This is a genomic window from Pseudarthrobacter sp. 10T415, assembly GCF_056394175.1.
Genome location: NZ_JBFTHJ010000010.1, coordinates 109161 through 132876, shown reverse-complemented (window position 1 = coordinate 132876; position 23716 = coordinate 109161). Strand labels below are relative to the sequence as shown.

Annotated in this window: 26 protein-coding genes; 9 read left to right on the top strand and 17 right to left on the bottom strand. The window is 68.3% G+C overall.

Annotated features, from left to right (window positions below; all coding sequences use genetic code 11):
* Positions 1-19 precede the first annotated feature (19 nt).
* From AC1DBN_RS14240 to AC1DBN_RS14225, 4 genes are all read right to left on the bottom strand, one after another.
* Positions 20-1795, bottom strand: a complete 1776-nt coding sequence (locus AC1DBN_RS14240) for an ATP-binding protein (protein WP_314212370.1) — start codon at positions 1793-1795, stop codon at positions 20-22.
* A complete protein-coding gene (locus AC1DBN_RS14235) occupies positions 1795-3495 on the bottom strand; it encodes a 5-oxoprolinase subunit B/C family protein (RefSeq protein WP_091717218.1) in 1701 nt (566 codons plus the stop codon). The genes AC1DBN_RS14240 and AC1DBN_RS14235 overlap by 1 nt, the downstream gene beginning before the upstream one ends.
* Positions 3496-3513: 18 nt before the next feature.
* Positions 3514-4863: an MFS transporter gene (locus AC1DBN_RS14230; protein ID WP_091717220.1), complete on the bottom strand. Its 1350-nt coding sequence runs from the start codon at positions 4861-4863 to the stop codon at positions 3514-3516.
* Between the two features lie 74 nt (positions 4864-4937).
* Positions 4938-5696, bottom strand: a complete 759-nt coding sequence (locus AC1DBN_RS14225; RefSeq protein ID WP_091717222.1) for a LamB/YcsF family protein — start codon at positions 5694-5696, stop codon at positions 4938-4940.
* Positions 5697-5803: 107 nt separating this feature from the next.
* Here AC1DBN_RS14225 and AC1DBN_RS14220 point away from each other — a divergent pair, with 107 nt between their 5' ends.
* Positions 5804-6481 carry a GntR family transcriptional regulator gene (locus AC1DBN_RS14220; protein ID WP_091717224.1) on the top strand — a complete coding sequence of 226 codons (678 nt, stop codon included), beginning with the start codon at positions 5804-5806 and terminating at the stop codon, positions 6479-6481.
* Positions 6482-6512: 31 nt separating this feature from the next.
* Here the strand turns inward: AC1DBN_RS14220 and AC1DBN_RS14215 are convergent, their stop codons facing one another.
* The 3 genes from AC1DBN_RS14215 to AC1DBN_RS14205 form a co-directional block, all read right to left on the bottom strand.
* Positions 6513-6995 carry a nucleoside deaminase gene (locus AC1DBN_RS14215; protein ID WP_091717226.1) on the bottom strand — a complete coding sequence of 161 codons (483 nt, stop codon included), beginning with the start codon at positions 6993-6995 and terminating at the stop codon, positions 6513-6515.
* A gap of 93 nt (positions 6996-7088) precedes the next feature.
* Positions 7089-7235: a lmo0937 family membrane protein gene (locus tag AC1DBN_RS14210; RefSeq protein WP_156368333.1), complete on the bottom strand. Its 147-nt coding sequence runs from the start codon at positions 7233-7235 to the stop codon at positions 7089-7091.
* A gap of 172 nt (positions 7236-7407) precedes the next feature.
* On the bottom strand, positions 7408-8514 hold the full coding sequence (locus AC1DBN_RS14205; protein WP_091717228.1) for a GTP pyrophosphokinase: 1107 nt from the start codon (positions 8512-8514) through the stop codon (positions 7408-7410).
* Between the two features lie 316 nt (positions 8515-8830).
* Here AC1DBN_RS14205 and AC1DBN_RS14200 point away from each other — a divergent pair, with 316 nt between their 5' ends.
* Positions 8831-10309 (top strand): M1 family metallopeptidase, encoded by a 1479-nt coding sequence (locus AC1DBN_RS14200; RefSeq protein WP_091717230.1) that lies wholly within the window; start codon positions 8831-8833, stop codon positions 10307-10309.
* Here the strand turns inward: AC1DBN_RS14200 and AC1DBN_RS14195 are convergent.
* The 3 genes from AC1DBN_RS14195 to AC1DBN_RS14185 all read right to left on the bottom strand — a co-directional run bounded on the left by AC1DBN_RS14195 (position 10299) and on the right by AC1DBN_RS14185 (position 11847).
* Positions 10299-11336, bottom strand: coding sequence for a LacI family DNA-binding transcriptional regulator (locus AC1DBN_RS14195; protein ID WP_091723754.1), 1038 nt, complete (start codon positions 11334-11336; stop codon positions 10299-10301). The genes AC1DBN_RS14200 and AC1DBN_RS14195 overlap by 11 nt on opposite strands.
* A gap of 61 nt (positions 11337-11397) precedes the next feature.
* Positions 11398-11592, bottom strand: a complete 195-nt coding sequence (locus AC1DBN_RS14190; RefSeq protein ID WP_091717232.1) for a hypothetical protein — start codon at positions 11590-11592, stop codon at positions 11398-11400.
* Between the two features lie 9 nt (positions 11593-11601).
* Positions 11602-11847: a hypothetical protein gene (locus tag AC1DBN_RS14185; protein ID WP_477723487.1), complete on the bottom strand. Its 246-nt coding sequence runs from the start codon at positions 11845-11847 to the stop codon at positions 11602-11604.
* A 66-nt stretch (positions 11848-11913) separates the two neighbouring features.
* Between AC1DBN_RS14185 and uriH the strand changes: the two genes are divergently transcribed.
* The 3 genes from uriH to AC1DBN_RS14170 are packed head-to-tail and all read left to right on the top strand — an operon-like array spanning position 11914 to position 15388.
* Positions 11914-12981: a uridine-preferring nucleoside hydrolase UriH gene (gene uriH / locus AC1DBN_RS14180; protein WP_091723756.1), complete on the top strand. Its 1068-nt coding sequence runs from the start codon at positions 11914-11916 to the stop codon at positions 12979-12981.
* Complete coding sequence (gene uriT / locus AC1DBN_RS14175) at positions 12981-14408, top strand: uridine transporter UriT (protein WP_091717234.1); 1428 nt, start codon at positions 12981-12983, stop codon at positions 14406-14408. Before uriH ends, uriT begins: the two co-directional genes overlap by 1 nt.
* Positions 14405-15388 (top strand): ribokinase, encoded by a 984-nt coding sequence (locus AC1DBN_RS14170; RefSeq protein WP_091717236.1) that lies wholly within the window; start codon positions 14405-14407, stop codon positions 15386-15388. Before uriT ends, AC1DBN_RS14170 begins: the two co-directional genes overlap by 4 nt.
* 119 nt (positions 15389-15507) lie before the next feature.
* Here AC1DBN_RS14170 and AC1DBN_RS14165 read toward each other — a convergent pair whose 3' ends face one another.
* From AC1DBN_RS14165 to AC1DBN_RS14155, 3 genes are all read right to left on the bottom strand, one after another.
* Positions 15508-16248, bottom strand: a complete 741-nt coding sequence (locus AC1DBN_RS14165; protein WP_091717238.1) for an SDR family NAD(P)-dependent oxidoreductase — start codon at positions 16246-16248, stop codon at positions 15508-15510.
* Between the two features lie 68 nt (positions 16249-16316).
* Positions 16317-17240 (bottom strand): AEC family transporter, encoded by a 924-nt coding sequence (locus AC1DBN_RS14160; protein ID WP_091717239.1) that lies wholly within the window; start codon positions 17238-17240, stop codon positions 16317-16319.
* A gap of 119 nt (positions 17241-17359) precedes the next feature.
* Positions 17360-18016 (bottom strand): cyclodeaminase/cyclohydrolase family protein, encoded by a 657-nt coding sequence (locus AC1DBN_RS14155; protein ID WP_091717241.1) that lies wholly within the window; start codon positions 18014-18016, stop codon positions 17360-17362.
* Between the two features lie 79 nt (positions 18017-18095).
* On the opposite strand from AC1DBN_RS14155, the gene AC1DBN_RS14150 reads away from it, so the two are divergent.
* The 4 genes from AC1DBN_RS14150 (at position 18096) to AC1DBN_RS14135 (ending at position 20945) form a co-directional block, all read left to right on the top strand.
* Entirely contained in the window at positions 18096-18890 is a 795-nt protein-coding gene (locus AC1DBN_RS14150; RefSeq protein ID WP_477723486.1) for an alpha/beta hydrolase family protein, read from the top strand.
* Positions 18891-18932: 42 nt separating this feature from the next.
* On the top strand, positions 18933-19871 hold the full coding sequence (locus tag AC1DBN_RS14145) for a carbohydrate kinase family protein (RefSeq protein ID WP_314212352.1): 939 nt from the start codon (positions 18933-18935) through the stop codon (positions 19869-19871).
* A 95-nt stretch (positions 19872-19966) separates the two neighbouring features.
* Positions 19967-20464 carry a MarR family winged helix-turn-helix transcriptional regulator gene (locus tag AC1DBN_RS14140; RefSeq protein ID WP_091717243.1) on the top strand — a complete coding sequence of 166 codons (498 nt, stop codon included), beginning with the start codon at positions 19967-19969 and terminating at the stop codon, positions 20462-20464.
* 85 nt (positions 20465-20549) lie between these two features.
* Positions 20550-20945 (top strand): hypothetical protein, encoded by a 396-nt coding sequence (locus tag AC1DBN_RS14135; protein WP_091717245.1) that lies wholly within the window; start codon positions 20550-20552, stop codon positions 20943-20945.
* Between the two features lie 145 nt (positions 20946-21090).
* Here AC1DBN_RS14135 and AC1DBN_RS14130 read toward each other — a convergent pair whose 3' ends face one another.
* From AC1DBN_RS14130 to AC1DBN_RS14115, 4 genes are all read right to left on the bottom strand, one after another.
* Positions 21091-21348, bottom strand: a complete 258-nt coding sequence (locus AC1DBN_RS14130) for a metal-sensitive transcriptional regulator (RefSeq protein WP_091717247.1) — start codon at positions 21346-21348, stop codon at positions 21091-21093.
* Between the two features lie 70 nt (positions 21349-21418).
* The gene (locus AC1DBN_RS14125) at positions 21419-21904 is read right to left on the bottom strand and encodes a hypothetical protein (RefSeq protein ID WP_091717249.1); all 486 of its coding nucleotides are present in this window, start codon (positions 21902-21904) and stop codon (positions 21419-21421) included.
* Between the two features lie 49 nt (positions 21905-21953).
* Positions 21954-22676 carry a VIT1/CCC1 transporter family protein gene (locus tag AC1DBN_RS14120; protein ID WP_056077160.1) on the bottom strand — a complete coding sequence of 241 codons (723 nt, stop codon included), beginning with the start codon at positions 22674-22676 and terminating at the stop codon, positions 21954-21956.
* Positions 22677-22768: 92 nt separating this feature from the next.
* A complete protein-coding gene (locus AC1DBN_RS14115) occupies positions 22769-23710 on the bottom strand; it encodes a matrixin family metalloprotease (RefSeq protein WP_231994419.1) in 942 nt (313 codons plus the stop codon).
* Between the last annotated feature and the right edge of the window lie 6 nt (positions 23711-23716).

The following is a 23716-nucleotide window of genomic DNA, read 5'->3' as shown; positions in this document are numbered from 1 at the left end:
CGTCCGGCCGCCCGCGGCGTCAGGTGATGAGTGCCAGCACGCCTCCCGCGGTAACCACGCCTCCGGCGTCCACCCGCACGTCATCGAGGGTCCCGGAGCGGTGGGCGGTGACCTGGGTTTCCATCTTCATTGCTTCAAGGACGACGACGGGATCCCCGGCCGCCACCTCGGCGCCCGGTTCGACCAGCCACTTCACCACAGTCCCTGCCATGTCCGCCCGCAACTCACCGGGGGCCGCGGTACCTGTGGCAGTGCCGCCGTCGTTCTCCGCACCGAAGGGGCCGCCCGCCGGGGTGACGCCGGCGGGAACTTGGCCGCCGGAACGCGCCCAGCCGTCCAGCAGCGCTGCGGGCAGCCCGACGGCGAGGCGCCGGCCGTCCACGTCAACGGTGATGGTGCGCCGCGCACCGTCCGGGACGGAAGTTCCGAACTCCGGGTCCGCGCCGATGGTCTCGGCAAAGTCGGTTTCGATCCAGCGTGTGTGGATGCCGAGCTCCGTTTCGGACGTGAAATCGGAGGCCTCCACCACGGCGCGGTGGAATGGCAGGACGGTGGCCACGCCGCCGATCTGCATTTCGGCCAGGGCCCGGCGTGCCCGGCGGAGCGCCTGCTGCCGGTCCGCGCCTGTGACAATCAGCTTGGCCAGCAGCGAATCGAACTGAGGCGCCACAACGGACCCGGCACGGACGCCGGAATCGAGGCGGATTCCCGGGCCGGTGGGACCACTGAAGGCCGTAACGGTCCCGGGTGAGGGCAGGAAGCCGCGCCCAACGTCCTCGGCATTCAGCCGGAATTCGAAAGCATGCCCCCGCGGCGACGGATCGGCGTCCCAGCGGAGCGGTTCGCCCGCGGCAATCCGGAACTGCTCCTGGACCAGGTCGATGCCAGTGGTTTCCTCGGTGATGGGGTGCTCCACCTGCAGGCGGGTGTTCACCTCGAGGAAAGCGACGGTGCCGTCGGCGGCCACCAGGAATTCGACGGTCCCGGCCCCCGCGTAGGAGGCTTCGCGGCAGACTGCCTTGGCGGCGTCGTAAATCTGGCGGGTCTGGCCCTCGGTGAGGAACGGGGCGGGGGCCTCTTCCACGAGTTTCTGGTGCCGGCGCTGCAGCGAGCAGTCCCGGGTTCCCACCACCACCACGTTGCCGTGCTGGTCCGCCAGGACCTGGGCCTCCACGTGGCGGGGCCGGTCCAGGTAGCGTTCCACGAAGCATTCGCCGCGGCCGAAAGCCACCACGGCCTCGCGTACTGCGGAATCGAACGCCTCCTCCACCTGGCCCATTTCCCGGACCACCTTCAGCCCGCGCCCGCCGCCGCCGAAGGCAGCCTTGATGGCGATGGGCAGGCCGTGTTCCTCGGCGAAGGCGCGGGCCTCAGCGGCCGAGTCCACCGGACCGTCGCTGCCGGCCACCAGCGGCGCCCCCGCGCGCACGGCGATCTCACGCGCAGTGATCTTGTTGCCCAGCTGCCGGATGGCATCCGGGCTGGGCCCGATCCACGTCAGCCCTGCGCCGATGACCGCTTCCGCGAAACCGGCGTTCTCGGACAGGAAGCCGTAGCCTGGGTGGACGGCGTCCGCTCCGGACTCGGCTGCGACGCCCAGCAGCTTGGCGACGTCCAAGTAGGTCTCCGACGGGGCGTTGCCGCCCAGGCTGTACGCCTCGGTGGCGGCACCCACGTGCATGGCATCGGCGTCCACGTCCGCGTAGACCGCCACGGATTCGAGCCCGGCGTCCTCGCAGGCCCGGGCGATGCGGACAGCGATTTCTCCTCGGTTGGCGATGAGGACCTTGCGCATCAGTTGCTCACTTCGTCTAGGGAATCGTGGAAATGGTGGCGGGAGGTGTCCGCGGAGGCAGGCAGGTCGGGTGCCCAGCGGAACCGGATGGAGCCGCCCACCGGAACCTGCGCGGCGAGATCCAGGTGGTAGTCCGCCACCACTCCGATCACGGGATAACCGCCTGTGATGGGATGGTCGGCAAGGAAGAGCACGGGCTGGCCTTCCGGCGGAATCTGCAGGGCACCGGCCATGGTCCCCTCACTGGGCAGCTCGCCGTCCCGGCTGCGGCGAAGCGGTTCGCCGGCCAGGCGCATGCCCACCCGGTTGGACCGCGGCGTGACGGCCCAATCCTGGCTGCACAGCGATTCCAGCGCCGCCGCATCAAACCAGTCGTCGCGGGGACCGGGGACAATGTCCAGCACCGTGACCCCGGCGTCCGGGTAGTCGGGCTGCAGCTCGGGGTTGCCCACCACGTTGGATGTTGTGGTGGCGCCGGCGCCGAGCACTTGCCCGGCGGCCAGCGGCGCCGGCCCGATTCCGGACATGGTGTCAGTGGACCGGCTGCCCAGCACGGATTCCGCTTCCACGCCGCCGCGGATGGCCAGGTAGGTGCGGAAGCCCCTTTCCGGGGCGCCCACGGTCAGGGTTTCGCCGTCCAGCAGGGCGAAGGCGGTGGCCATGGGCACGGTGCGGACCTCGTCGGGCCAGCTGCCGTCTTCGGCGTCGTCGGTTTCGGCAGCGGACGACGGCGTCACTACAGTCAGTGCCGACGGCGCCCCGGTGACGGCCAGCACCTGGTCGCCCACGGCCTGGACGCGCAGGCCGCCGGCAACGCTTTCGATCACGGCGGCGGAGGGGCCGTTGCCCAGCACCCGGTTGGCGCGACGCACCGAGGCGCGGTCCAGCGCACCGGCCGATGACACCCCGAGTCCCGCATGCCCGGGCCGGCCGAGGTCCTGGACCAGGCTCTGGAGCCCGGGGGAGAGGATGCGGAGGCCGGACTCCACACTGGGATGCCCGGAGGTTCCGGCCGGTGCGGCCGGAATTTCCACGAGTTCCCGCACGGCGCGGAACTGGACGCGGTCACCCGGAGCGGCCAGGGCCGGCTGCTCCCGGCTGAGGTCCCACATGGGTGCCGCGGTGCGGCCGATCAGTTGCCAGCCGCCCGGCGACTGCCGGGGGTAGACGGCCGAATAGTTGCCGGCCAGCGCCACGGACCCGGCAGGGACAGCGGTGCGGGGTGAACTCCGGCGCGGGACCTCCAGTGACTGGTTTTCCCCCACCATGTAGCCGAACCCGGGGGCGAAGCCACCGAAGGCCACCGTCCAGACCTGTCCCGTATGGGCGGCCACTACTCCGTCAGCGCCCAGGCCGGTGAGCCTTCCCACCTCGGCGAGGTCCTCGCCGTCGTACACGGTGTCGATGGTGACCAGCGCGCCTTCGGCGTGGGACTGGACCGTCAGGTCCATCGCCAGCAAACGGGCAGCCATCCGGCGTGCCGCCGCGGGCGAGTCCGCCTTCACCATCACGGTTTCGGCGGCGGCCAGGACGTCCACCTGGCCGGGCAGCGGCGCCTCCAGCAGGAGGGCCTGCAGGGCCAGGACGTCGCGGAGGCCGGAGAGTTCGGCGAGCACTGCCGTGGTGCCTACGGGCCGTACGGCCAAAACACGGGCGGACAGCACACGGGATGCCGTGGCGGGGCTACTGACTGTTTCCATGGGGACCGGCCGCGCCGCTCAGGCGTGGCTCTCCTTTGCGCTGTTGTCGAGCAGGCGGACATCTTCCTCAGGCTGCGGATCGCGGCCCAGGCGCATGCCCACGATGGTGATGACCGCTGTCAGGGCGAGGTATCCGGCAATCAGGTGCCAGCCACCGGAGGCCGCGCCGTAGAGGGCGGTGAAGATCAGCGGGGCCACGGCGCCGCCGATGACGCCGGCCAGCGTGTACGCGAGCGAGCTGCCGGCGTAGCGGAGGCGGGCCGGGAACTGCTCCGTGATGAACGCGGCCTGCGGGCCGTACATGAAGGCGTGCAGGGCCAGGCCGATTACCACGCCGATGGTGAGCATCAGCACGGACTTGCCCTGGATCATCAGGAAGAACAGCGGAATGTAGATGGCGGTTGCGGCGGCGGCGATCCCGTAGACCCAGCGGCGGTTGATGCGGTCGGTGAGGGCGCCGGCGGCCGGGATAAGGAAGAGCTGGAACGCGGAACCGATGAGGATGGCCGCCAGGACGTTGCCGGTGGTCATGCCGAGTTGCTTGGTGGCGTAGACGGCCACGAACACGGTGAAGAGGGCGTAGAGGACGTCCGGGCACAGGCGGGACAGGGCTGCCGAGATGAGGGCCTTGGGCTCCTTGGTGAAGACTTCCTTGATGGGTGCCTTGGGGCGGTCACCGTGGGCCTGGATGGCTTTGAAGACCGGGGTTTCCTCGAGCTTGAGGCGGATCAGCAGGCCGAAGGCCACCAGGATCGCGGAGGCGAGGAATGCGACGCGCCAGCCCCAGGACAGGAATGCTTCGTTGCTGAGCGAGGCGGCCAGGACGGCGAGGACGCCGTTGGCCATCAGGTTGCCGGCGGGCGGGCCGATCTGCGCGGCGGAGGACCAGAATCCGCGCTTGTTGGGATCGCCGAACTCGCTGGAGAGCAGCACCGCGCCGCCCCATTCGCCGCCGACGCCGATGCCCTGGGCCAGGCGCAGGAGCACCAGGATGATGGGGGCGGCGATGCCGATGGCTGAGTAGTCGGGCAGCGCACCGATGAGGACGGTGGCGGCGCCGATCAGCACCAGGGTGAAGACGAGGACGTATTTGCGGCCCACCTTGTCACCGAGCCGGCCGAACACCACACCGCCGATGGGGCGGGCCAGGTAGCCCACCGCGAAGGCCGAGAAGGACAGGAGCAGCCCTACGAATTCGTCATCCGAGGGAAAGAAGATCTTGGGGAAGACGAGGGCCGAGGCCACCGAGTAGATGGCGAAATCGTAGTACTCGAGCGAGGTGCCGGTGAGGCTGGCGACGTAAGCCTTCAGTGCGCCGGCCGGCGGCTTCCTTGCCGCCGTCTTCGCTGCCTTGTTGGTGCTGGTCATGGGTTCCTCCGGGGGTGAGGGTGGTGCGGGGCCTGTTGGCCTTGGATACGGGGGGCGGTAGCCGGGCGGACTGGCTAGGCGAACGCGCCGATGCTGATGCCGGCGTCGGCGAGTGCGGACTTCACGGCGGTGGCCATTGCGACCGCCCCTGGGGAGTCACCATGCAAGCAGATGCTTTCTGCGCGGATTTTCAGGATGGACCCGTCGATGGTCCTGACGGACTGTTCGGTGGCCATCCTTAATACATGCTCCGCCACTTCGGCGGGATCGTGAAGGACTGCGCCCGGCTGGGTACGGGACACGAGGGTCCCGTCCGGGTTGTAGGCGCGGTCCGCGAAGGCTTCGGTCACTGCCCGCAGGCCCGCTTCCTCTGCCAGCCGCAGGACTTCCGAGCCTGGCAGCCCCATGATGGGCAGGCCGGGATCCACGGACTTCACGGCGTCGACGACGGCGCGCGCCTGGGCGGTGTGCGACACAATCGCGTTGTACAGGCCGCCGTGCGGCTTCACGTACCGGACTTTCGTTCCTTCGGCGGCGGCCAATGCCTGCAGAGCACCGATCTGGTACACCACGTCGTCGGCCAGTTCGCCTGGGCTGATGTCCAGGAAGCGGCGTCCGAAGCCTGCGAGGTCGCGGTAGCCCACGTGGGCGCCGATGACGACGCCGGCCTCCGCCGCGTTCCGGCAGGTCCGGCGGATCACGGTGGGGTCCCCGGCATGGAAGCCGCAGGCCACGTTGGCGCTGGACACCGAGCTGAACATGGCGGCATCGTCGCCGAGGGTCCAGCGGCCGAAGGACTCGCCGACGTCGCTGTTGAGGTCGATGGAAGTCATTTGTGATCCCCGTCTCATTGGTTGGTCATAACTAGGATGCACCAAATCTACGGATTGTTCAACAATCCTTCGATTCAACGATGTGACGATCGTGTAAATTCTCGGGTATGGCCACTCTCGATTCCGCTCCCGCTTCCGCAGGCCGCCTCCGGGTGGCCATGCCGTCCGTGGCTGAACGCGTGGCCCAGGAACTCCGCCGGCAGCTGGCCGAAGGCGCGTTGATCCCGGGGGCGAGGCTCACCGAATCCACCATTGCCGAGGACCTGGGCGTCTCCCGGAACACAGTGCGGGAGGCGTTTGCGGAACTGGCCAGTGAGCGTCTGGTGGTCCGGCACCCCAACCGCGGCGTCTTCGTGGCAAGCCTGGGGGCGGAGGACATCCATGACGTCTATACGGTCCGGCGGTTTATCGAGGTCAGCGCGATGCGCGGCGGAGGCAGCCCCGAGGATGTGGCCGCTGTCCGGGCCGCGGTGGAGGAAGGCAAGCGCGCTGCGGCGGCCGGAGACGATGAAGCCGGGGGGACCGCTAACCAGCACTTCCACGGTGCCATCGTGGCGATGGCCCGCAGCCCGCGGCTGAACACGGTCATGGCCCAGGTGCTGGCCGAGATGCGCTTGTTCTTCCACAAGGCCACCGCTGATGCACTGTTCTACCAGCGCTACCTGCCGGACAACGAAGCAATCTGTGAGGCGTTGGAAGCCGGCGATCCGGACCGGGCCGCGGATCTCCTGCTGGCCTACCTGGACCGTTCCGAGGACAACCTGGCGGCAGTGCACGGAGAGTAGGTCGGCGGCTTGGTGCCGCCGGATCCCGGGCTTACTCGGCGATGTCCTCTGCCCAGAGTTCCGGGTTGTTGTCCTGGAAATCGCGCATCATGTCCACGCAGCGCTGGTCATCGAGGACAATCACTTCGACGCCGCGGGACCGCAGGAGGTCGAACTCGCCCGGGAAGGTGCGCGCTTCGCCCACCACCACCCGGGGGATCTTGAACTGGATGATGGTTCCGGTGCACATGGCACACGGGGCAAGGGTGGTGTACAGCGTGGTGTCCCGGTAGCTGCGCTGCCGGCCGGCTGCCCGGAGCGCCGACATCTCCCCGTGCGCTATCGGATCGCCGTTCTGGACCCGCTCGTTGTGGCCGCTGGCGATGACCACACCGTTGCGGGCAAGCGCCGCGCCGATGGGAATGCCGCCTTCGCTGGAGCTTTTCCGGGCCGCCGCATAGGCAGCCTCGAATGCAGCGTCGGAAGTCGCCTGCGGAGGCAATGCGGCGGCAGCCAGCGGGGATTCGGAAGTCATCCGGACATTGTCGCATGCGGGATTACCCGGCGGACCGCCGGAGGCCCCGGGCAGCCGGGACCTCCTGGCTGTTAGGCCGGACTCGGGTTTTCGTCAGGCGCGGGTCCTGCCGCGGACGAAGTGGAAGATCAGGACGACGACGGCGACAACCAGCAGGATGTGGATCAGGCCGCCGCCAATATTGGCGAGCAGTCCGAGAAGCCACAGAACGGCAATGATGATGGCAATCCAAAGCAACATGGAATTCTCCTTGTGGGTAAATTTCGGATGGAATTGTGCTTTAGCCCGCGGATTTTCACATACTACGCCCGGCGCAATCCCCCGACGCCAAACACCGCGCTGTTAATTTTCCCAACCCCGCCGCGGGCCGATCCGCGGCCACCACGCGGGGGCGTTCGCCAACCGCCAGGACCTACTTTTGGGTGACCCGGTACCGTTCGATTTGCCGGAGACGGCGCAGGAGGCTGTCGCGCCGGGGGTGCGGGACGGCGTCGGCCGCTTCTGCCGTGAGGTCAATGTGCCTGGTGCCGAATTGCCACAGCAGGAGGTCATCCAGCAGCCGGTCCGGTCCGGGGGAGTAGCGGTGGTCCAGGGCCTTGCGGACCTCGGTGATCTGCTCCGCGCGGAGCAGCCCGGCCAGTTCCATGGTCCGCGTGAGTCCGTGCGCCGCGAGCAGCTCCGAGGCCCAGCCCCAGTCGTCATCCACCTTGCGGTCCACGTGCGGCAGCAGCGTGCGCCACACATCCCTGACCCGGTTCGGTGTGAGCGGTGCCGCGCCCTCACCGTCGGTGTCCCAGAAGCTGCGGACTTCCTCGTACCGTTCGTGCAGGTCCGCGAACGCCGTCTCCACCGTTTCCAGCATGGCTGCCGTGGCCGTGAACTGCCGGTCGAAATGCGGGGTCCAGGCCCGGGGATCCTCGGCCTTGAAGCGGATATCGTGCTCGATTTCGCTCCATGCGTGGGCGAAGATGGTGCGGATCTGGCACTCGAAGAAGTAGCTGCCGTTGGGCGTGACCTCCGGGTTGAAGACCTGTTGGTATTCCTTGACGGCCTCGTTCTGGATGGTCCGCAGGATCAGGTGCCGGCTCGAATACCCGTAGGTGCCGGACTCGATGGAGCCGATGTCCTTTTCCCGGTCCCCGCGGCAGTCGAACAGCTGGCGCTGCCGCTTGATGATGTTGGCCACCGCCGCATTCTCGGCCGGCAGCTTGGTAATGACGCGGATCCCCACCATGTCATTGAGGGTCCGGAACGGGTCCGGGAACTTCAGCAGCCGGCGCCCGCCCGGCTCCAGCGGCTCCTCTGTGCGGGAGATCTTCTCCTTGAACGACTCCACCGTCTTGGTGCGGCCAGTGACGAACAGCGGGGTGACCTCACTGTCCTTGAGCATGTCCCGCAGGACCAGCAGCACATCGCGGGTAACCAGTTTCAGGGCAGGGCGGACTTGCTCGTACAGCTCCACGTTGTGCTGCACGGATTCGCGCAGCGGCTCGTCCAAATTCTCCCAGTTACTCGGCATGGTCCCAGCTTACGGCCGGGGTCTGACAGAACGGAGGCGGCCAATCCTTGCGCGTCACAGGACGCCACCAGACACCCGCCCCAGTCCCGGACTCGGAAGCGGAAGAGGGGGGGGTGAATGGGGGGGAGGAAGTGTTGACACGCCCCGCCGGCTGGCCTAGCTTTCATTCCATCTGGTGGGGCAACAGCGGCCCAGAGGCCGCCGGTACCGGTCTTGTCGCCGCGAAGGCACACAACCTGTTACCTCCGGCGGGCGCCGGGCAGAACTGCCACGGCCGGAACCGCCCGCCGCCCGGCACCATTCCAGGACTGCAACCATGACCAACCTGACGAAGGCCCGCCGCATCGCCGCGGCAGCAGTAGCACTCTTGACGGCCGCCGCCGCGGGGATCACCCCGGCGCAGGCTGCACCCCAAGGCGGCCCGCGCTACGGCCCAGGTGCGGCGGGAAGTGGTGATCCCTACTTCCCGTACGCGGGCAACGGCGGGTACGACGTCCTGCACTACGGCCTCGACCTCCGCTACACGCCGCCGTCGGACCCGGCCGCAGCGGGAAACCTCACCGCGGAGGCCACCATCACCCTGCGCGCCACCCAGGACCTGGACGCCCTCGACTTCGACCTGCGCGGACTCACCGTCACCGCCGTGGACGTGGACGGCAAGGACGTCAATCGCGGCGCGGGCCCCTCGGAGTGGACCCAGGTGCAGGACGATGCGAACCGCCGGTGGGAACTCACCGTCGGACTGCGGCCCAAACTGAAGGAAGGCCGGACAACCACCATCACCATCAGCTACGGCGGTGCCACCGGCCGGCCCCAGGACACTACGGGGGCGCTGTACGGATGGGTGACCACCCCTGACGGAGCCATGGTGGTCAACGAACCCGACGGCGCACCCACCTGGTTTCCGGTGAACGACGACCCCGAGGACAAAGCCACGTACTCCTTCCGCATCACCGTCCCGGAAGGAAAAACCGCAGTAGCCAACGGCCTGCCCGGGGACGACCCGGAAACACACGCCGGCTGGACAACCTGGAGCTGGGAGGCGGCGGACCCGATGGCCAGCTACCTCGCCACGGCAAGCGTCGGAGACTTCACCCTGTCCTACAGCGAGGGACCCCGCGGCCTGCCGATCATCAATGCGGTGGACACCGGTGTGACCGGGCCCGCGCTGGTGAAAACCAATGCGGCCCTTGCGCTGCAGCCACAAATGATCCGCTACCTGTCAGACCTGTTCGGGCGGTATCCGTTCGAGGCCTTCGGTGCGATTGTGGACGACGACTCGGTGGATTACGCCCTGGAAACGCAAACCCGGCCGGTCTATTCAGAGGTTGCCGATGAGGACACGGTTGTCCACGAACTGGGTCACCAGTGGTTCGGTAACAGCGTCAGCCCGGCGGACTGGAAGGACATCTGGCTCAACGAGGGCTGGGCCACCTATGTCGAGTGGCTGTGGGCCGAACACCAGGGCAAGGCGACACTGGCAAAGCAGTTCACGGATACCGTGGCTGAACTGGACAGCAAGAACCTCTGGGCGCTGGACATCTCCAATCCGGGGCGGGACAACCTGTTCGCCGAGCAGGTGTACCGACGGGGAGCCGCCATGCTCCATGCACTGCGGGCCAGGATCGGGGACGCGGCCTTCTTTGCCGGGGCCACCGAATGGCTGGACCGCTACGCCAATTCCTCGGCAACAACCGGGGATTTTGAAGCAGTGATGGAGGAAGCCTCCGGGCAGCAGCTTGACGCGTTCTTCAACGACTGGCTGCGGGAGGGGGACCGCCCGGCTATGCCGTAGTGGAGCCGCGCACCACCAGCGACGTTTCCAGCGTGACGCCGCCGGGCTTCAGGAACTTGCCCTCCATCAGCCGGCGCAGCTGCTCGCCCGCTTTCTGGCCCAGGGACGTGGCGGGCAAGTGGACGCTGGTCAGGCCGGGATTGCTGGTGGCCGAATAGGGAAGGTCGTCGAAGCCGGCCACCGCAAGTTCCTCCGGGATCCGCACACCGGCCACCCGAGCCTCCTGCAGCACGCCGTAACCGTGCGTATCGGTTCCGCAGACGACGGCGGTCACCCCCGCGCGCTGCCACTCCGGCCAGGCGGCGGCGAACGCGGCGGCCGCGGTCCCGACGTCGATGGTGGTGCTGATGATCCGGTCCGGGCTCACGGAGATGCCGCGCGCCGCGGCCTCTTCCAGGAACGCCGCACGCCGCACGGCAAACGTGTCGGTGCCGGTCACGCTGTCCACATAAGCCGCTTCCGTGTGCCCGGCGGCGGCCAGGTGTGCTGCCAGCTGGCGGGCCCCGCTGGCCACATCGAGGTTGACGGATGGTGCGTAGGATTCCAGCCCGGGCGCGTCCAGCAGGACAAGGGGCGACGGCGAGGCGAGGTCCTCAAGGAAGTCCGCGTTGGGTGCGTCCACCAGCAGCCCGGCCGGGCGCAGCGACATGAGCCGCCGGACGTCGCTGGCCTGCGGAAACTCGCCCGCTTCGGTGACGGACAGCAGCAGCTGGTACTGCGGGCCGAGTGCTTCCCGTACCCCGTCGATGACCTTGGCGAAGAAGGGGTTGGAGATATCCGGCGCCACCAGGATGACGATGGAGCTCACGCCCTTGGCCAGCGAGCTGCCGATTCCGTCCACCACATAGCCAAGCTCGGCAATGGCGTCACGAACCCGGGCCACGTTGTCCTCGGAGACGCGGCCCGCCGTCTTGCCGTTGGCCACAAGGGATACCGTCGCCGTCGAAACACCTGCCCGGGCGGCGACCATGGCCGCCGTGATCCGCCGTGGGCGCGCGTGCTGCTGCCTCTGTTCCGCGGATTCCATACGTTGATCGTAGTGGGCGTGGAGCAGCACTCGCCGCTGGCGTGTGCTGCGCCTGGCCCTGCTAGCTGCTCGGGCGCTGGGCGCGCAGGGCCAGCACGGCCCTTGAGGCAAACGCACAGCCCGCGAGCAGCAGAATGACTGCCGACACGATGGAGTACCAGACTCCATTGGCGGTCAGTGCGATGTAGACGCCGATGAGAGAGAAGACAACTGCCCCCAGCGACCAAATGAGCGTTGCCCTCTTGGTGTTATCCATGACCTCAGCCTAGGCGACATCGTTCCTGTTCAGCGCCCCGGGGCGGTCCCGCCGGATCTTCGTGAATCCCGACGGCGGCAGCCGCTGAGCCGGCAGCGGCACCGCGACCGCGCCGATGGCGCTGAGCCGGTAGCCTGGCGGATATGGCGCGCATGTGCCATAAAAAATCAGGGTCAAGCGCGGCAATACGTCAAGCGCTTGACCTGCACCAACGTTAAGCGTTTGACGTACGCCACATTCTGCTGCCATGATCACTCCTGAACGCTACAACTCCCCGGACGCCAGGCAGCTGGCACGGGCCCCAATGACGTGGAGAACACCATGGAACCCAACTTCCAGAACCCTGAGCCGGTCCAGGGCGCCGAGCGCAGGAAAATCATCCTGGACTGCGACCCCGGGCATGACGACGCTGTGGCGTTGCTGCTCGCACACGGCAACCCCAACATCGACCTGCTGGCTGTCACCACAGTGGTGGGCAACCAGACCCTCGAAAAAGTCACCCGCAACGCGCTCGCCGTGGGCACCATCGCCGGCATCACCGGCGTTCCCTTCGCTGCCGGCTGCGACCGCCCGCTGGTCCGCAGCATCGAAACCGCACCGGACATCCACGGCGAGTCCGGCATGGACGGCCCCGCCCTGCCCGAGTCCACCATCGAACTGGACCCGCGCCACGCCGTCGACCTCATCATCGACACCGTGATGGCGCACGAACCCGGCACCGTCACCCTGGTCCCCACCGCCGGCCTGACCAACATCGCCCTGGCCGCCCGCAAGGAACCCCGCATCGTGGAACGCGTCAAGGAAGTGGTCCTCATGGGCGGCGGCTACCACGTGGGCAACTGGAGCGCCGTGGCCGAGTTCAACATCATCATCGACCCCGAGGCCGCGCACATCGTCTTCAACGAGAAGTGGCCAGTGGTGATGGTGGGCCTGGACCTCACCCACCAGGCGCTGGCCACCCCGGACGTGGTGGAAAAGATCGCCGCCATCGGTACCGGGCCGGCGAAGTTCGTCACCGAGCTGATGGACTTCTTCGCCCACACGTACAAGGACGCCCAGGGCTTCGACTACCCGCCCGTCCACGATCCCTGCGCCGTCGCGTACGTCATCGACCCCAGCATCGTCAGCACCCGCAAGGTGCCCGTCAACATCGAACTGCAGGGCACCCTCACCCTTGGCATGACCGTGGCCGATTTCCGCGCCCCGGCGCCCGCCGACTGCCACACCAGCGTTGCCGTGGACCTGGACCACGGACGGTTCTGGGACCTCGTCACCGACGCACTGGTCCGCATCGGCGAGCCGGGCCCCGGTGACACGGACAACAAAGGCAACGCGTCCGACGTCGTCCGTCCCGAAAGTGCCCAGCTCACCGCCGGAGGGGTCAAGTAATGGCCGCCACCATCACTGAAACCAAGACCGGCCGCGGCAACATCGCAGCCCTCATGACCGCGCTGCTGGCCGCCTGCGTGGCGTTCCAGCTCAACGCGTCCATGCTTAGCCCCGCCCTGGTGACCATGGGCGAGGAGCTCAAAGCGGACCAGGCCGTCATCGGGCTCTCGCAGACCTGGTTCTTCACCGCCGCCGCCCTGTTCTCCCTGTTCCTGCCGCGGCTGAGCGACATCGTGGGCCGCAAGAAGGTCCTCGTGGGCATGATGGTGATGATGGCCGTGGGTTCGGTCATCGCCGCCCTCGCCCCGGACATCACCTGGCTCTTTGTGGGCCGCATCATCCAGGGCGTCAGCGGACCCACCGTGCCGCTGTGCCTGATCATGCTCCGCTCCGCCGTCAGCAACCCCCGCAAGTACGGCACGCTCATGGGCCTGATCACCGCCGTCAACGGCGGCGTGGCGGGCGTGGACTCCTTCGTGGGCGGCTACTTCGCCGAGCACTTCGGCTTCCGCAGCATCTTCTGGCTGATGGTGGTCCTGGCCGTCGCTGCCACCGCCCTCATCGTGTTCCTGGCCGCCGAAAGCAAGCCTGCCGCTGGTACCCGGATGGACTGGCTGGGCGTGTTCTTCATCGTGGTGGCCGTCGGTGCCCTGCTCACCGCCCTGAACGAAGGCTCCAAGCTGGTGGGCGGCTTCAACTCCGGCACGCTCATCCTGAGCCTGGCGCTGGTGGCCGTGTCCGTCGTCGCGTTCCTTGCCTTCTGGCGCGCCGAACAGCGCGCCGCGCAGCCCATGGTGGAAACCGTGCACCTGCGCCAGCGCGCCACCTGGGCCCCGCTGCTCACCACCACCCTGACCATGACCGGCATCTTCGCCGTCATCAACGGCATCGTTCCCGCCTACGTCCAGGCCGCGGAGCCCGGGTTCGGGGTGGGCCCCACCGAGATGTCGCTGATCATCCTCACCCCGTACGCCCTGCTGGGCTGGGTGGTGGGCCCGCTCAGCGGCAAGCTCGCACCGGTCCTGGGATACACCAAGGTGCTGCGCATCGGCCTGCTCGGCAGCATCGCGGCGCTGGCCGTCATCGGGTTCCTGGGCCTGCACAGCCTGCCGATGATGATTGCCGGCACGGTCTTGCTGGGCATCATGTACGCCGGTACGGTCAACATCATGCTCAACGGACTCGGCGTTGTCCTCTCGCCCGCCGGCAACCCCGGCTTCCTGCCCGGCATGAACGCCGGTGCCTTCAACCTCGGTGCGGGCCTGAGCTTCCTCATCCTGCCGGCCGTGCTGGTGGCGACAGCCTCCCTTGGCGATGCCTCCGCTTCCTACCTGACCGTGGTGGTGGTCGGCCTGGGGCTGACGGTGGCCGCGTTCGCTGCATCGCTGCTGATCCCCAAGCCGGTTGAGGCCGAGGTGGCCGAATGAGCGCCGATGCCGGGACCGCAGGTTCCGTGGGCACTGGCCGGATTGTCGTCGTCGGGTCCCTCAACGCGGACCTCACCATCTACTGCGAGCGGCTCCCGCAGCCGGGCGAAACGGTGCACGGCAACGGCTTCGCCGTGAACCCCGGCGGCAAGAGCGCCAACCAGGCGGTCGCCGCCGGCCGCCTGGGCGGGCACGTCAGCCTGGTGGGTGCCGTGGGGGATGACCCCAACGGGCACATGCTGCTGGCCTCGGTGGCCGGTGCCGGCGTGGACGTAGGGCAGGTGCGCACCTCCAGCGAGCCCACCGGCGTCGCCGTGATCGCCGTCGACGCCGGCGGCGAGAACAACATCATCATCTCCGCGGGCGCCAACGGCACGCTGTCCCCGGCGGACGTGGCGGAGGCCGCGGACGTCCTGGAGGGCGCCGCCGTCGTCAGCCTCTGCCTGGAAGTTGCCATGCCCACGGTGCTGGCCGCGGCGCAGGCAGGCCACGACGCCGGCGCAAAGGTCCTGCTGAACCTCTCGCCGTACGCCCACATCCCCGCAGCGCTGGCTGAGTTGGTGGACGTCCTGCTGGTGAACGCGCATGAAGCCGCGCTGTTCCTCGGGCCTGGGGCCTCCGTCCCGGGTGCCGGCGCCCACGCGGCGCAATGGGATGCCGTCCGCGAACGCTTTGCCGAACGGGGGATCCGGCAGGTGCTGGTGACCCTCGGGGCGAACGGGTCCGTGGTGCTGGATTCCGACGCCCCCGCCAACCGGTCCGTGGTGTTCGTGAAGCCCACCAAGGTTGACGCGGTGGACACCACCGGCGCCGGGGACGCCTTCACCGGTGCCGTGGCGGTCCGGCTCGCCGCCGGTGATGCCCTCGCCGACGCCGCAGCGTTCGCCTCCGTGGCCGCGGCCCTGGCCACCACGCGCAAGGGCACCCAGGCGGCGTATCCGGAAACGGCCGACGTCGAACGCCGCCTGCGCGTCTCCTAACCCCATCGATTGTTCCCCACCGGCACCCTAGCCTCGAAAGCTCGGCCAAGGAACCCTGCGGGCGTGGGCCCAAACGCCCTTTTCAGGCGTCAGAACGGCGTTTACGGAGCAATCGATGTTCAGCCGAGTGCTTCCAGCGTGACGCCGGTGTGCTCTTCCAGCCGGGCGAGCAGGGCGTCCTGGAAATCGTGATCTTCCGCGGCCGGGTGCGGGGTCTGCCGGCGCTGGTGGTACCAGTAGCCGCCGCTGCCCTGGGCGTCCGGGTCATCACTGGTGGCCAGCCACTCCTGCGTGCGGTGGCCGAGCTCAAGATCGTCCGGGGCGGAGCGTCCGCCCATCCGGGTGGGCACCCAGCCCGGGTCCACGGCGTTGCTGGTGACGCCGGGTACCAGGCGGGCCAGGGCGGCGGAGATGGCCGTGATGTGCAGCTTGGTGGTGGAATACGACGCCGTGGCGGAGCGGCCTGACCAGTCCAGGCCGTCGAGACGGGTGTTGCCGCCGCGGTGCATGCCGCTGCTCAGGTAGATCAGCCGGCGCGGCCCGCTGATCAGCGCGGTGAGCAGGTACGGCGCCACCACGTTGACGGGCAGGAGCGCGGCACCGTCCAGTACTCCGGCGTTGTGGATCACGGCGTGTATCCCGCCGATGCGGTTGGCCTGGTCAGCGAGTTGGCGGACCTCGGCGTCGTCCGAAAGGTCTCCCACCAGGCACTGCGCACCCTGGTCCACCAGGTGCTGCACCGCGGGCAGGCGCCGGGCGGACCGGGCGTGAACCAGCACGTGGTGGCCTTCACGGGCCAGTGTTTCCGCCGTTGCCAGGCCCAGCCCGTCCGTTGAACCGGTCACCAGAATCCGTGCCATGGAAGAACCTCCGTTGTTTGTGCTCCAGGTACCCAGTTATACCCGCGCCCAAGTCCGCCGCCGGGAGCTCAGTTCAGCAGCCAGGCCGCCCCGAGCAGCAACGGAACGGCCAGCGCCGAGGTGATCACCGCCGTCGTCTGCGCAAGGCTTTGGCCCACGCGGTACCGCACAGCGTAGAGGACCACGTTCTGGCCGGTGGGCAATATGGCACAGGCGGTCACCACGAAGGTGTTGAAGTCGTCCAGGTGGAAGACGTAGCTGGCCAGGAGCCAGGCGAGGGCGGGCTGGATGGCTGATTTCAGGACGACGGCCAGGAACGTGGGCGCGCTGTCGCTGCTGCTGGCCCGGGGTGAGAGGCCATGGAGGGACATGCCGAAGATGATCAGCATCAGCGGAACCGTCACCTGGGCGATGAGCCTAAGCGGGTCCAGCACCAGGGTGGGGATTTCGATGCCGACGGCGCTGACGATGATGCCCAGGATGGCCGCCACTGTCACGGGGTTGCGGAAGGGCGTGGCGAGGATGCGGCGCAGGGACGGCTTGGTTCCGTCCGGGTTGGTCAGGTCCAGGATGGTCAGCGCGATGGGGGTGATCACGGCGAGCTGGAACAGCATGATGGGTGTGACGTAGGTGGCGCTTCCCATGACGTACTGCGACAGCGGAACGCCGAGGTTGGTGGAGTTCACGATGCCTGTGGCCAGGGCGCCGATGGTGGTGCGGCGGACTCCCCATCGGGCGATTGCACCCACCAGGGCGAACACCGCCATCATGGCAACGGCGGTGACCACCGAGATCAGGCCCGTTTCGCTCAGGACCTCCGAGATGTGCCGGGTGGCGATCATCGAGAACATCAGGCTGGGCAGTCCCACCAGGAACGTCAGGCTGGAAAGCACCTTGGTGCCCTGCGGGCCCAGCGCATTCGACCTGCCGAGCACGTAGCCGACGAACATGACCACGCCCACCACAAAAAATCCCTTTAGGACTCCGTCCACACCGCTGTCCTCAATCTCATCGCCCTTCGGGCGGCAGTACCTGGCGGAGCCTTTGACCAGTGCCTTTGGCCAGAGCCTTTGACTGCTGCCGTTGCCCGCTGCCCTGGCAGGAGGCCCTGTCAGATGCTATCCGTAGGGGCGGCGCGGGAATCAATTTGCTCCGTCAGTGCGTCAATCCGCTCCAGCGCGCCGGTGAGGCGCTCCACGGAAGCCCACAGTTCCGGCTGCTGTTCACGGATCTCTTCAAGGGAAGCCCCGGTGGAGCGCAGGGATCCCAGGTCGAAGCTGACGTTGGTCCGGGCTCCCGCCACGGCCGCGCGGAGGGCACCGAAAGCGACAACGACGTCGGCGATCAGTGCCTTATTGCCGTGCGCCGCCAGCCAGGCGAGATCGTCTATGGCCTGCACCGCCCGGGCGCCGAGCACGGCGGAGGCGTGCGCGGCGTCAACTGAGGCCTCGCGGATGGCGTTGTCCCGTTCAGCGCCGGGCTCCAACCGGAAGGCGGCGCCGAAGGCCCGGGACGCCGTCGAATCCTCGTCGGCCAGGTGCAGCGCCTCGCTCCGCAGTCTCCGGGCACGGTCCCTGAGATCGTCCACGGTTTGCTGATGGTCCGCGCCCGGTTCGGTATAGCCGGCCACCATCGAGGCCAACGACGCAGCAACGGCCAGCATTACGCCTGTCCCGGCACCGCCGCCCGGTGAGCCGGTGGATTCGGACAGGCCCTGCGTCCACTCCTCAACGGTGGAACTCCGGGTGGTCACGTCACGTTCTTCCATGGTTGAAGGGTGCCCAGGAACAGGCCCGGCTAAACGGGTCCGGTCCCTGCCGTCCCGTCCCCCCATGTAGTCTCGGCACATGATCCAACGCCACCGCTACCCGTACGGCGAGGATCCCAGCCAGTGGGGCGAACTGTTCCTCCCCGATCTTCCCGTAGGCGCCCGGCACCAGGGCGTGGTGGTGGTGATCCATGGCGGTTACTGGCGTGCGCAGTACGGCGCCGAGCTCGGCGAGCCGCTGGCCAGGGACCTGGCGGAACACGGGATCGCCGCTTGGAACCTGGAGTACCGGCGCGCCGGAAACGGAGGCGGCTGGCCCGGCACGTTCGACGACATCCTGGCGGGCATCGATCAGCTGGCAGCGCTCGCGGAACCCCACGCCCTGGACCTTGGGAGGGTGGTGGCCCTGGGCCATTCCGCCGGAGGGCACCTGGCCGTCTGGGCCGCCGGGCGGGACAAAGTGGCGGAGCTGGGCACGGGCAACGCGGACAGCCTTCCGGGCAGGCGCGGAGTCCGGCTCACCGGCGTGGTCAGCCAGTCCGGCGTCCTTGACCTGGCCGGCGCTGAACGCCTCAACCTCAGCAACGGTGCCGTAGCCAACCTGCTGGGCGGACCGTCGTCGGAATTCCCCGCCCGGTACCGGCTGGCCAGCCCCATGGCGGCGCTGCCGCTGGACGTTCCCGTGTACGCCGTCCACGCCGACGCCGACCACGATGTGCCGCCGGAAATGTCCACAGGCTATGTGGATGCGGCCCGGGGATCGACGGTGCCCGCACGGTTCGTCAGCGTCCCCGGCGACCACTTCGCGCTGATCGACATCACCGCCCCGGCCTACCTGGCGTGCCGCCAACTGGTGTGTGAACTGCTGCGCTGACATGGAATTCGGCCCCGCCCGCTTCTCTGGCAGAGTATGACCATGCTCACAGTGATCGGCGAAGGCCTTGTTGACGTTGTCCAGCGCGCTTCGGGAATCGAGGCCCACGTAGGCGGCAGCCCGCTCAACGTTGCGGTGGGCCTGGCCCGCCTGGACCATCCGGTGCAGTTCATTGGCCGCTACGGGCGTGACGCCTACGGCGATTCCGTGGCCGCGCACCTCCGCGCCAGCTCGGTGATGCTTCCGCTGGGCCCGGATGAGTTGCCCACCAGCGTTGCCACCGCCTTGATTGACGACGACGGCGCCGCCACCTACACGTTCGACCTCGCCTGGGACCTTCCCGGCATCGCAGACCGGCTCGGCTTCATGCTCCAGGGCACCACGCTGCTGCACACCGGATCGATCGCCACGATGCTGGCGCCCGGAGCCACCGAGGTGCTGGCCGCCGTCGAATACGCACACCCGCATGCCACCATCAGCTTCGACCCCAACTGCCGCCCGAGCATCATCACCGACGTGGATTACGCGCGCCGCCATGCGGAAAAGTTCGTCTCCCTCGCCGATGTGGTGAAGGCCTCGGATGAGGACCTCGCCTGGTTGTATCCGGGGCAGGACGTCCTGGAATCCGCGCGCACGTGGCTGGCCATGGGCGGCTCCGAGGGCCCCGCGATGGTGGTGGTGACCCGGGGTGGCGAGGGTCCATGGGGCATCACGGCCGCAGGCGAGGCCGCAGTGGCGGCCCCGCGCGTCGAGGTGGCGGACACCGTTGGCGCCGGCGACTCCTTCATGGCGGCACTGCTCTCCGGACTCGTGGACCGGGGCCTGGACGGCGCGCAAAACCGGAAGGACCTGCGCGAGCTGCCCGCGGAGGCGCTGGCGGAACTGCTGGCCCACGCTGCCCGCGCCGCTGCTGTCACCGTTTCCCGGCCCGGCGCCAACCCGCCCACCCGGGCGGAGATGAACGCCCTGCCGGGGGACTGACGCGGGAGCTGGCCCCCCCCACATCGACACTGCAGGGTGAATGCCTTAGTATCTTTAGCTTGACGGGCGTGTTACTAGGCTATCGAGGAAGGGTCATGACTCCTTTAGGTGGATTGGGAAGTGTCGACACCCGGGAAGCGGTTGGCCGGATCGGTGCAACCGACGTCCTTGATGCGCTGAGCGAGTACCGTGCCGCGGAGACAGCCATGCTCCGCCGCACCCGCCCCATCATGGATCGCGGTGCAACCGACGTCCTCGCCCTGCGCTACGTCCGTGAGGCAACACTTCGCGGCGATGGCATGCGCCCCACGGAATTATCGGCCCTGTTGGGGCTGAGCTCCGCCTCGATTACTGCCCTGATTGACCGGCTGGTGTCAGGCGGCGTTGTGGTGCGGGAGCCCCACCCCTCGGACCGTCGGGCTTCCATCCTCCGGAGTACCGGGCTGAGCGAGACCGCGGAAGTCCAGGCGCTGGACGACGCCCGGCGGCCCATCGCCAACCTCATAGAATCCCTTGACCGCGACGAGCTTGGAACAGTTTTCGGCTTCCTGGTCCGCATGCGCCACGCCATGGACGAGGTGGCGAGGGGCTGATCCGCCAAACCGGGCTGGACAATTGCCTAGAGGTACTAAATACTAGGCAAACTAGCAATTCGGTAAACGAGGGATCGAGGGCGACATGACAGCGGTAGCAGAACCACAGAGCCGGAACCGGAATCACCTGGCCGATGTCGTCGCCCTGCCGCTGCCCGACAGCTATGGCTTCAATGCCGATCCCGTGGGGGCGTCCGGCGCGCCCTCGGAGGCCGGCGGATGGATGAAAGCAGTTGCCTTGGCGTCCGCCAAACTGGAGCAGCTGCAGTGGGAGCTGGACGCCGCCGAAGAGGACCTGTGCGCGGCTCTCCGCGGCGCCTCGGCCTTCAGTGTCAGCGCGCCTGCCCTGGCCCGGACGGCCGGCCTTTCAGCCGACGAGCTTGAGGCTTACCTGCAGCGGCCTGCACTGATGGATGTTGCCGCTGCCCCCGGTTTGGCCGGCCCGGCCATACCGCCGCTCGGCATGCAGGCGCAGGCCTAGCTCAAGCTACTTAGCTCCACTTTGGCGGGCTGTTGCCCCGCCGCCGCCCTGCGGCCACCCGCCCCGGTGTTTCGCTGACGCGCCGCAGCCGCATGCCGGCGTCGTCCGCCCCTGGCGTCCGGCGCGTATTGGCCCCGCCCGCCTGTTAGGCCAGGGAGAGGAAAAGCTTCTCCAGCTCTTTCCGGTCCAGGGTTTCGTCCTTCTGGACGATGCACTGCTCCAGCCCGGTGGCGATGATGGCGAATCCGGCCCGGTCAAGGGCCTTCGATACCGCCGCCAGCTGCGTGACCACATCCTTGCAATCGCGGCCTTCCTCGAACATGCGCGTGACAGCGGCAAGTTGGCCCTGGGCGCGCTTCATGCGATTGATGACGGGCGTAAGTTCGGCGGGGTTCAGTTCCAAGGTCTACTCCAGTGACGGGGGATTGATGATCCCAGCCACCTTTCCAGCGGGCCATTCCCCGCGCAGCGCCCTAGGTTCCGCTCCAGACCGACGCCGAGCCGGAGTGGCCGGTCACAACGGCCTCGTAGATCAGGAACAGCCCCGCCAGGACGCCGAGAACTGACGTAGCCGGAACAAGCCAGCGGGCGGCCAGGAGGCGTCCGGTTCCGCGGAGCACGTGCCAGCGGTTCACTGCGGCGGGGAAGGCGGCAAGAATCTGCGCGGCCGCCACCACCAGGAAGATCACCGCCACGAACCGGAAGAAGCCGCCCTGCTCGGCGTGCTCCCGGATGAGGTTCGAGGCAGGCCTGGCCTTCTCCAGCTGTTCACCGGCCTGCGCGGTGAGGATGGACAACGGCACCAGGCCAAAGGCCAGGACGCCGAGGGGCCAGGCCAGGTAGGCCCTGCTCCGGCGCCAGAGTGCAAAGACCACCGCCATCAGGCCCGCCAGCGGCGCCAGGACAACCACTCCATGGACCAGGAGGATGTGGGCCGGAAGGCCGCCGATTTCCACCATGCAAAGCTCCTAGGGACTGGGCAGTGACGCCGGATCAGGTGTGCTGGAGTCAGGCTATCCCCGTGGTGCCCAGCAGCAGGCCAACGCCATAGGTGAAAGCCATGGCAAGGGCGCCGCCAATTACCAGGCGCAGGGTGGCCTTCCGCTTCGAGCTGCCGCCGATCCTGGCGCTGACCGTGCCGGTAATCGCCAGGGCGATGACAACCGCCACGAAGGTGAGGGGGATCCGGATTTCGGCCGGTGGCAGCAGGATTGCCAGCAGCGGCAGTACCGCACCGACGGTGAAGGCGATGGCCGAGGCAAACGCTGCGTGCCAGGCGCTGGCGACGCTGGCCTCATCAATCTTCAGTTCGGCCTCCAGGTGCGCGCCCAGCGCATCGTGCTCGGTGAGCTCGAGGGCCACCGTGCGCGCGGTTGCTTCGGTGAGTCCCTTCGCCTGGTAGATGGCGGCTAGCTCCTCCAGTTCGCCGTCGGGATCGTCACGGAGTTCCTGGCGTTCCTTCTCGATCAGGGCCCGCTGGCTGTCGCTTTGGCTGCTGACGGACACGTACTCGCCCAGCGCCATGGAGACGGCGCCACCCACCACGGCGGCCGCGCCGGCCACCAGGATAGGGGTGACATCGTTGGTCACACCGGCGACTCCCACCACCGTTGCGGCCACGGACACGATGCCGTCATTGGCTCCAAGGACGCCCGCGCGCAGCCAGTTCAGGCGCGCTGCAATGCTGTCGTCGTGCGGCTCGTTTGGGTGCTGCTTCAGCAACTCAGTCATAGGGGAAAGTAAAACACCGGCAGCGGTCCCCTGCTACGCAGGTTTGCATACCCTATCCGCGCCCCCGGGCACGCCCTGTCTTGCGCCGGGGGTCAGAGCTGGGGAACGCACGGGCCGCTGCCCAGGAGGGCCAGCCCGGCGCGGTCCCCGGCGGCGAAATCCACCACGCCCATGTTGGCCGCATGCATCAGCTGGCCCGGATCGTTGACGTGGTCCAGGCCCACAACGTGGCCGAGTTCGTGCATGATGATGGCCCGCACCTGGTCCGTTCCGTCCGGGCGGCTGGCGAGGATGCCCGCGAGGTCGGGCGCATCCAGCCGGATCTGGCCGGCGGCGAGGACCATCGGCTGGCCGGGTGCCTGGACGAAGGTGCTGCCGCCGTCGCCCGCGATGTCGCCGGCGAGGCCGGGTGACTCCTGCGGGGTGGACCATGCGATCAGCACCGGGGCCCAGCGCTTGCCGTAGCGGTCCGGCTGGAAGGCTTCCCGCTCATCTGCCGGCGCTTCGGTTGAGGTGCCGTCGTAGATGAACTGCAGGCCGGTGGCCGCGGAGGTCGCTGCTACCGCGTCCCGGATCAGCGCGTCCCCACCCGGCACGGCGAAGTCAGGACGCACTACGTAGTGGACCGGACGGCACGGATCGTATGCGGCGAACCGCTGGCCGGGATCGGGCGAGTCCTGCAGGACGAAAGCCGTGGAGCCGGTGCTGGCCGGGGGAGTCCCCAGGGGCGAGGACGCGGCCTCGAACCCGGGCGGCGGAACCGTTGCCCCCGGCAGGTACGGTGCCGCGAAGGGAAGGACAACGCGGTTGAAGAACGACGGCGTGAAGTACAGGCAGATGACCAGCGCCAGGCCGAGCGCGGGGAGCAGCCGCCGCTTCCGCTGCCGGGGCCGGTACGGCCGGCGGAAACCGCCAAACGCCGGCCGTCCTGCGGGCGCCGGTTCCGGTGCGCGCCACGGAGCCTGCTGTGCCTGCCGGCCGAACGCCTCGTCGATGGCCCACTGCGGGATCCTTCCGCTCGGTGACCGGCGCACCCTTGG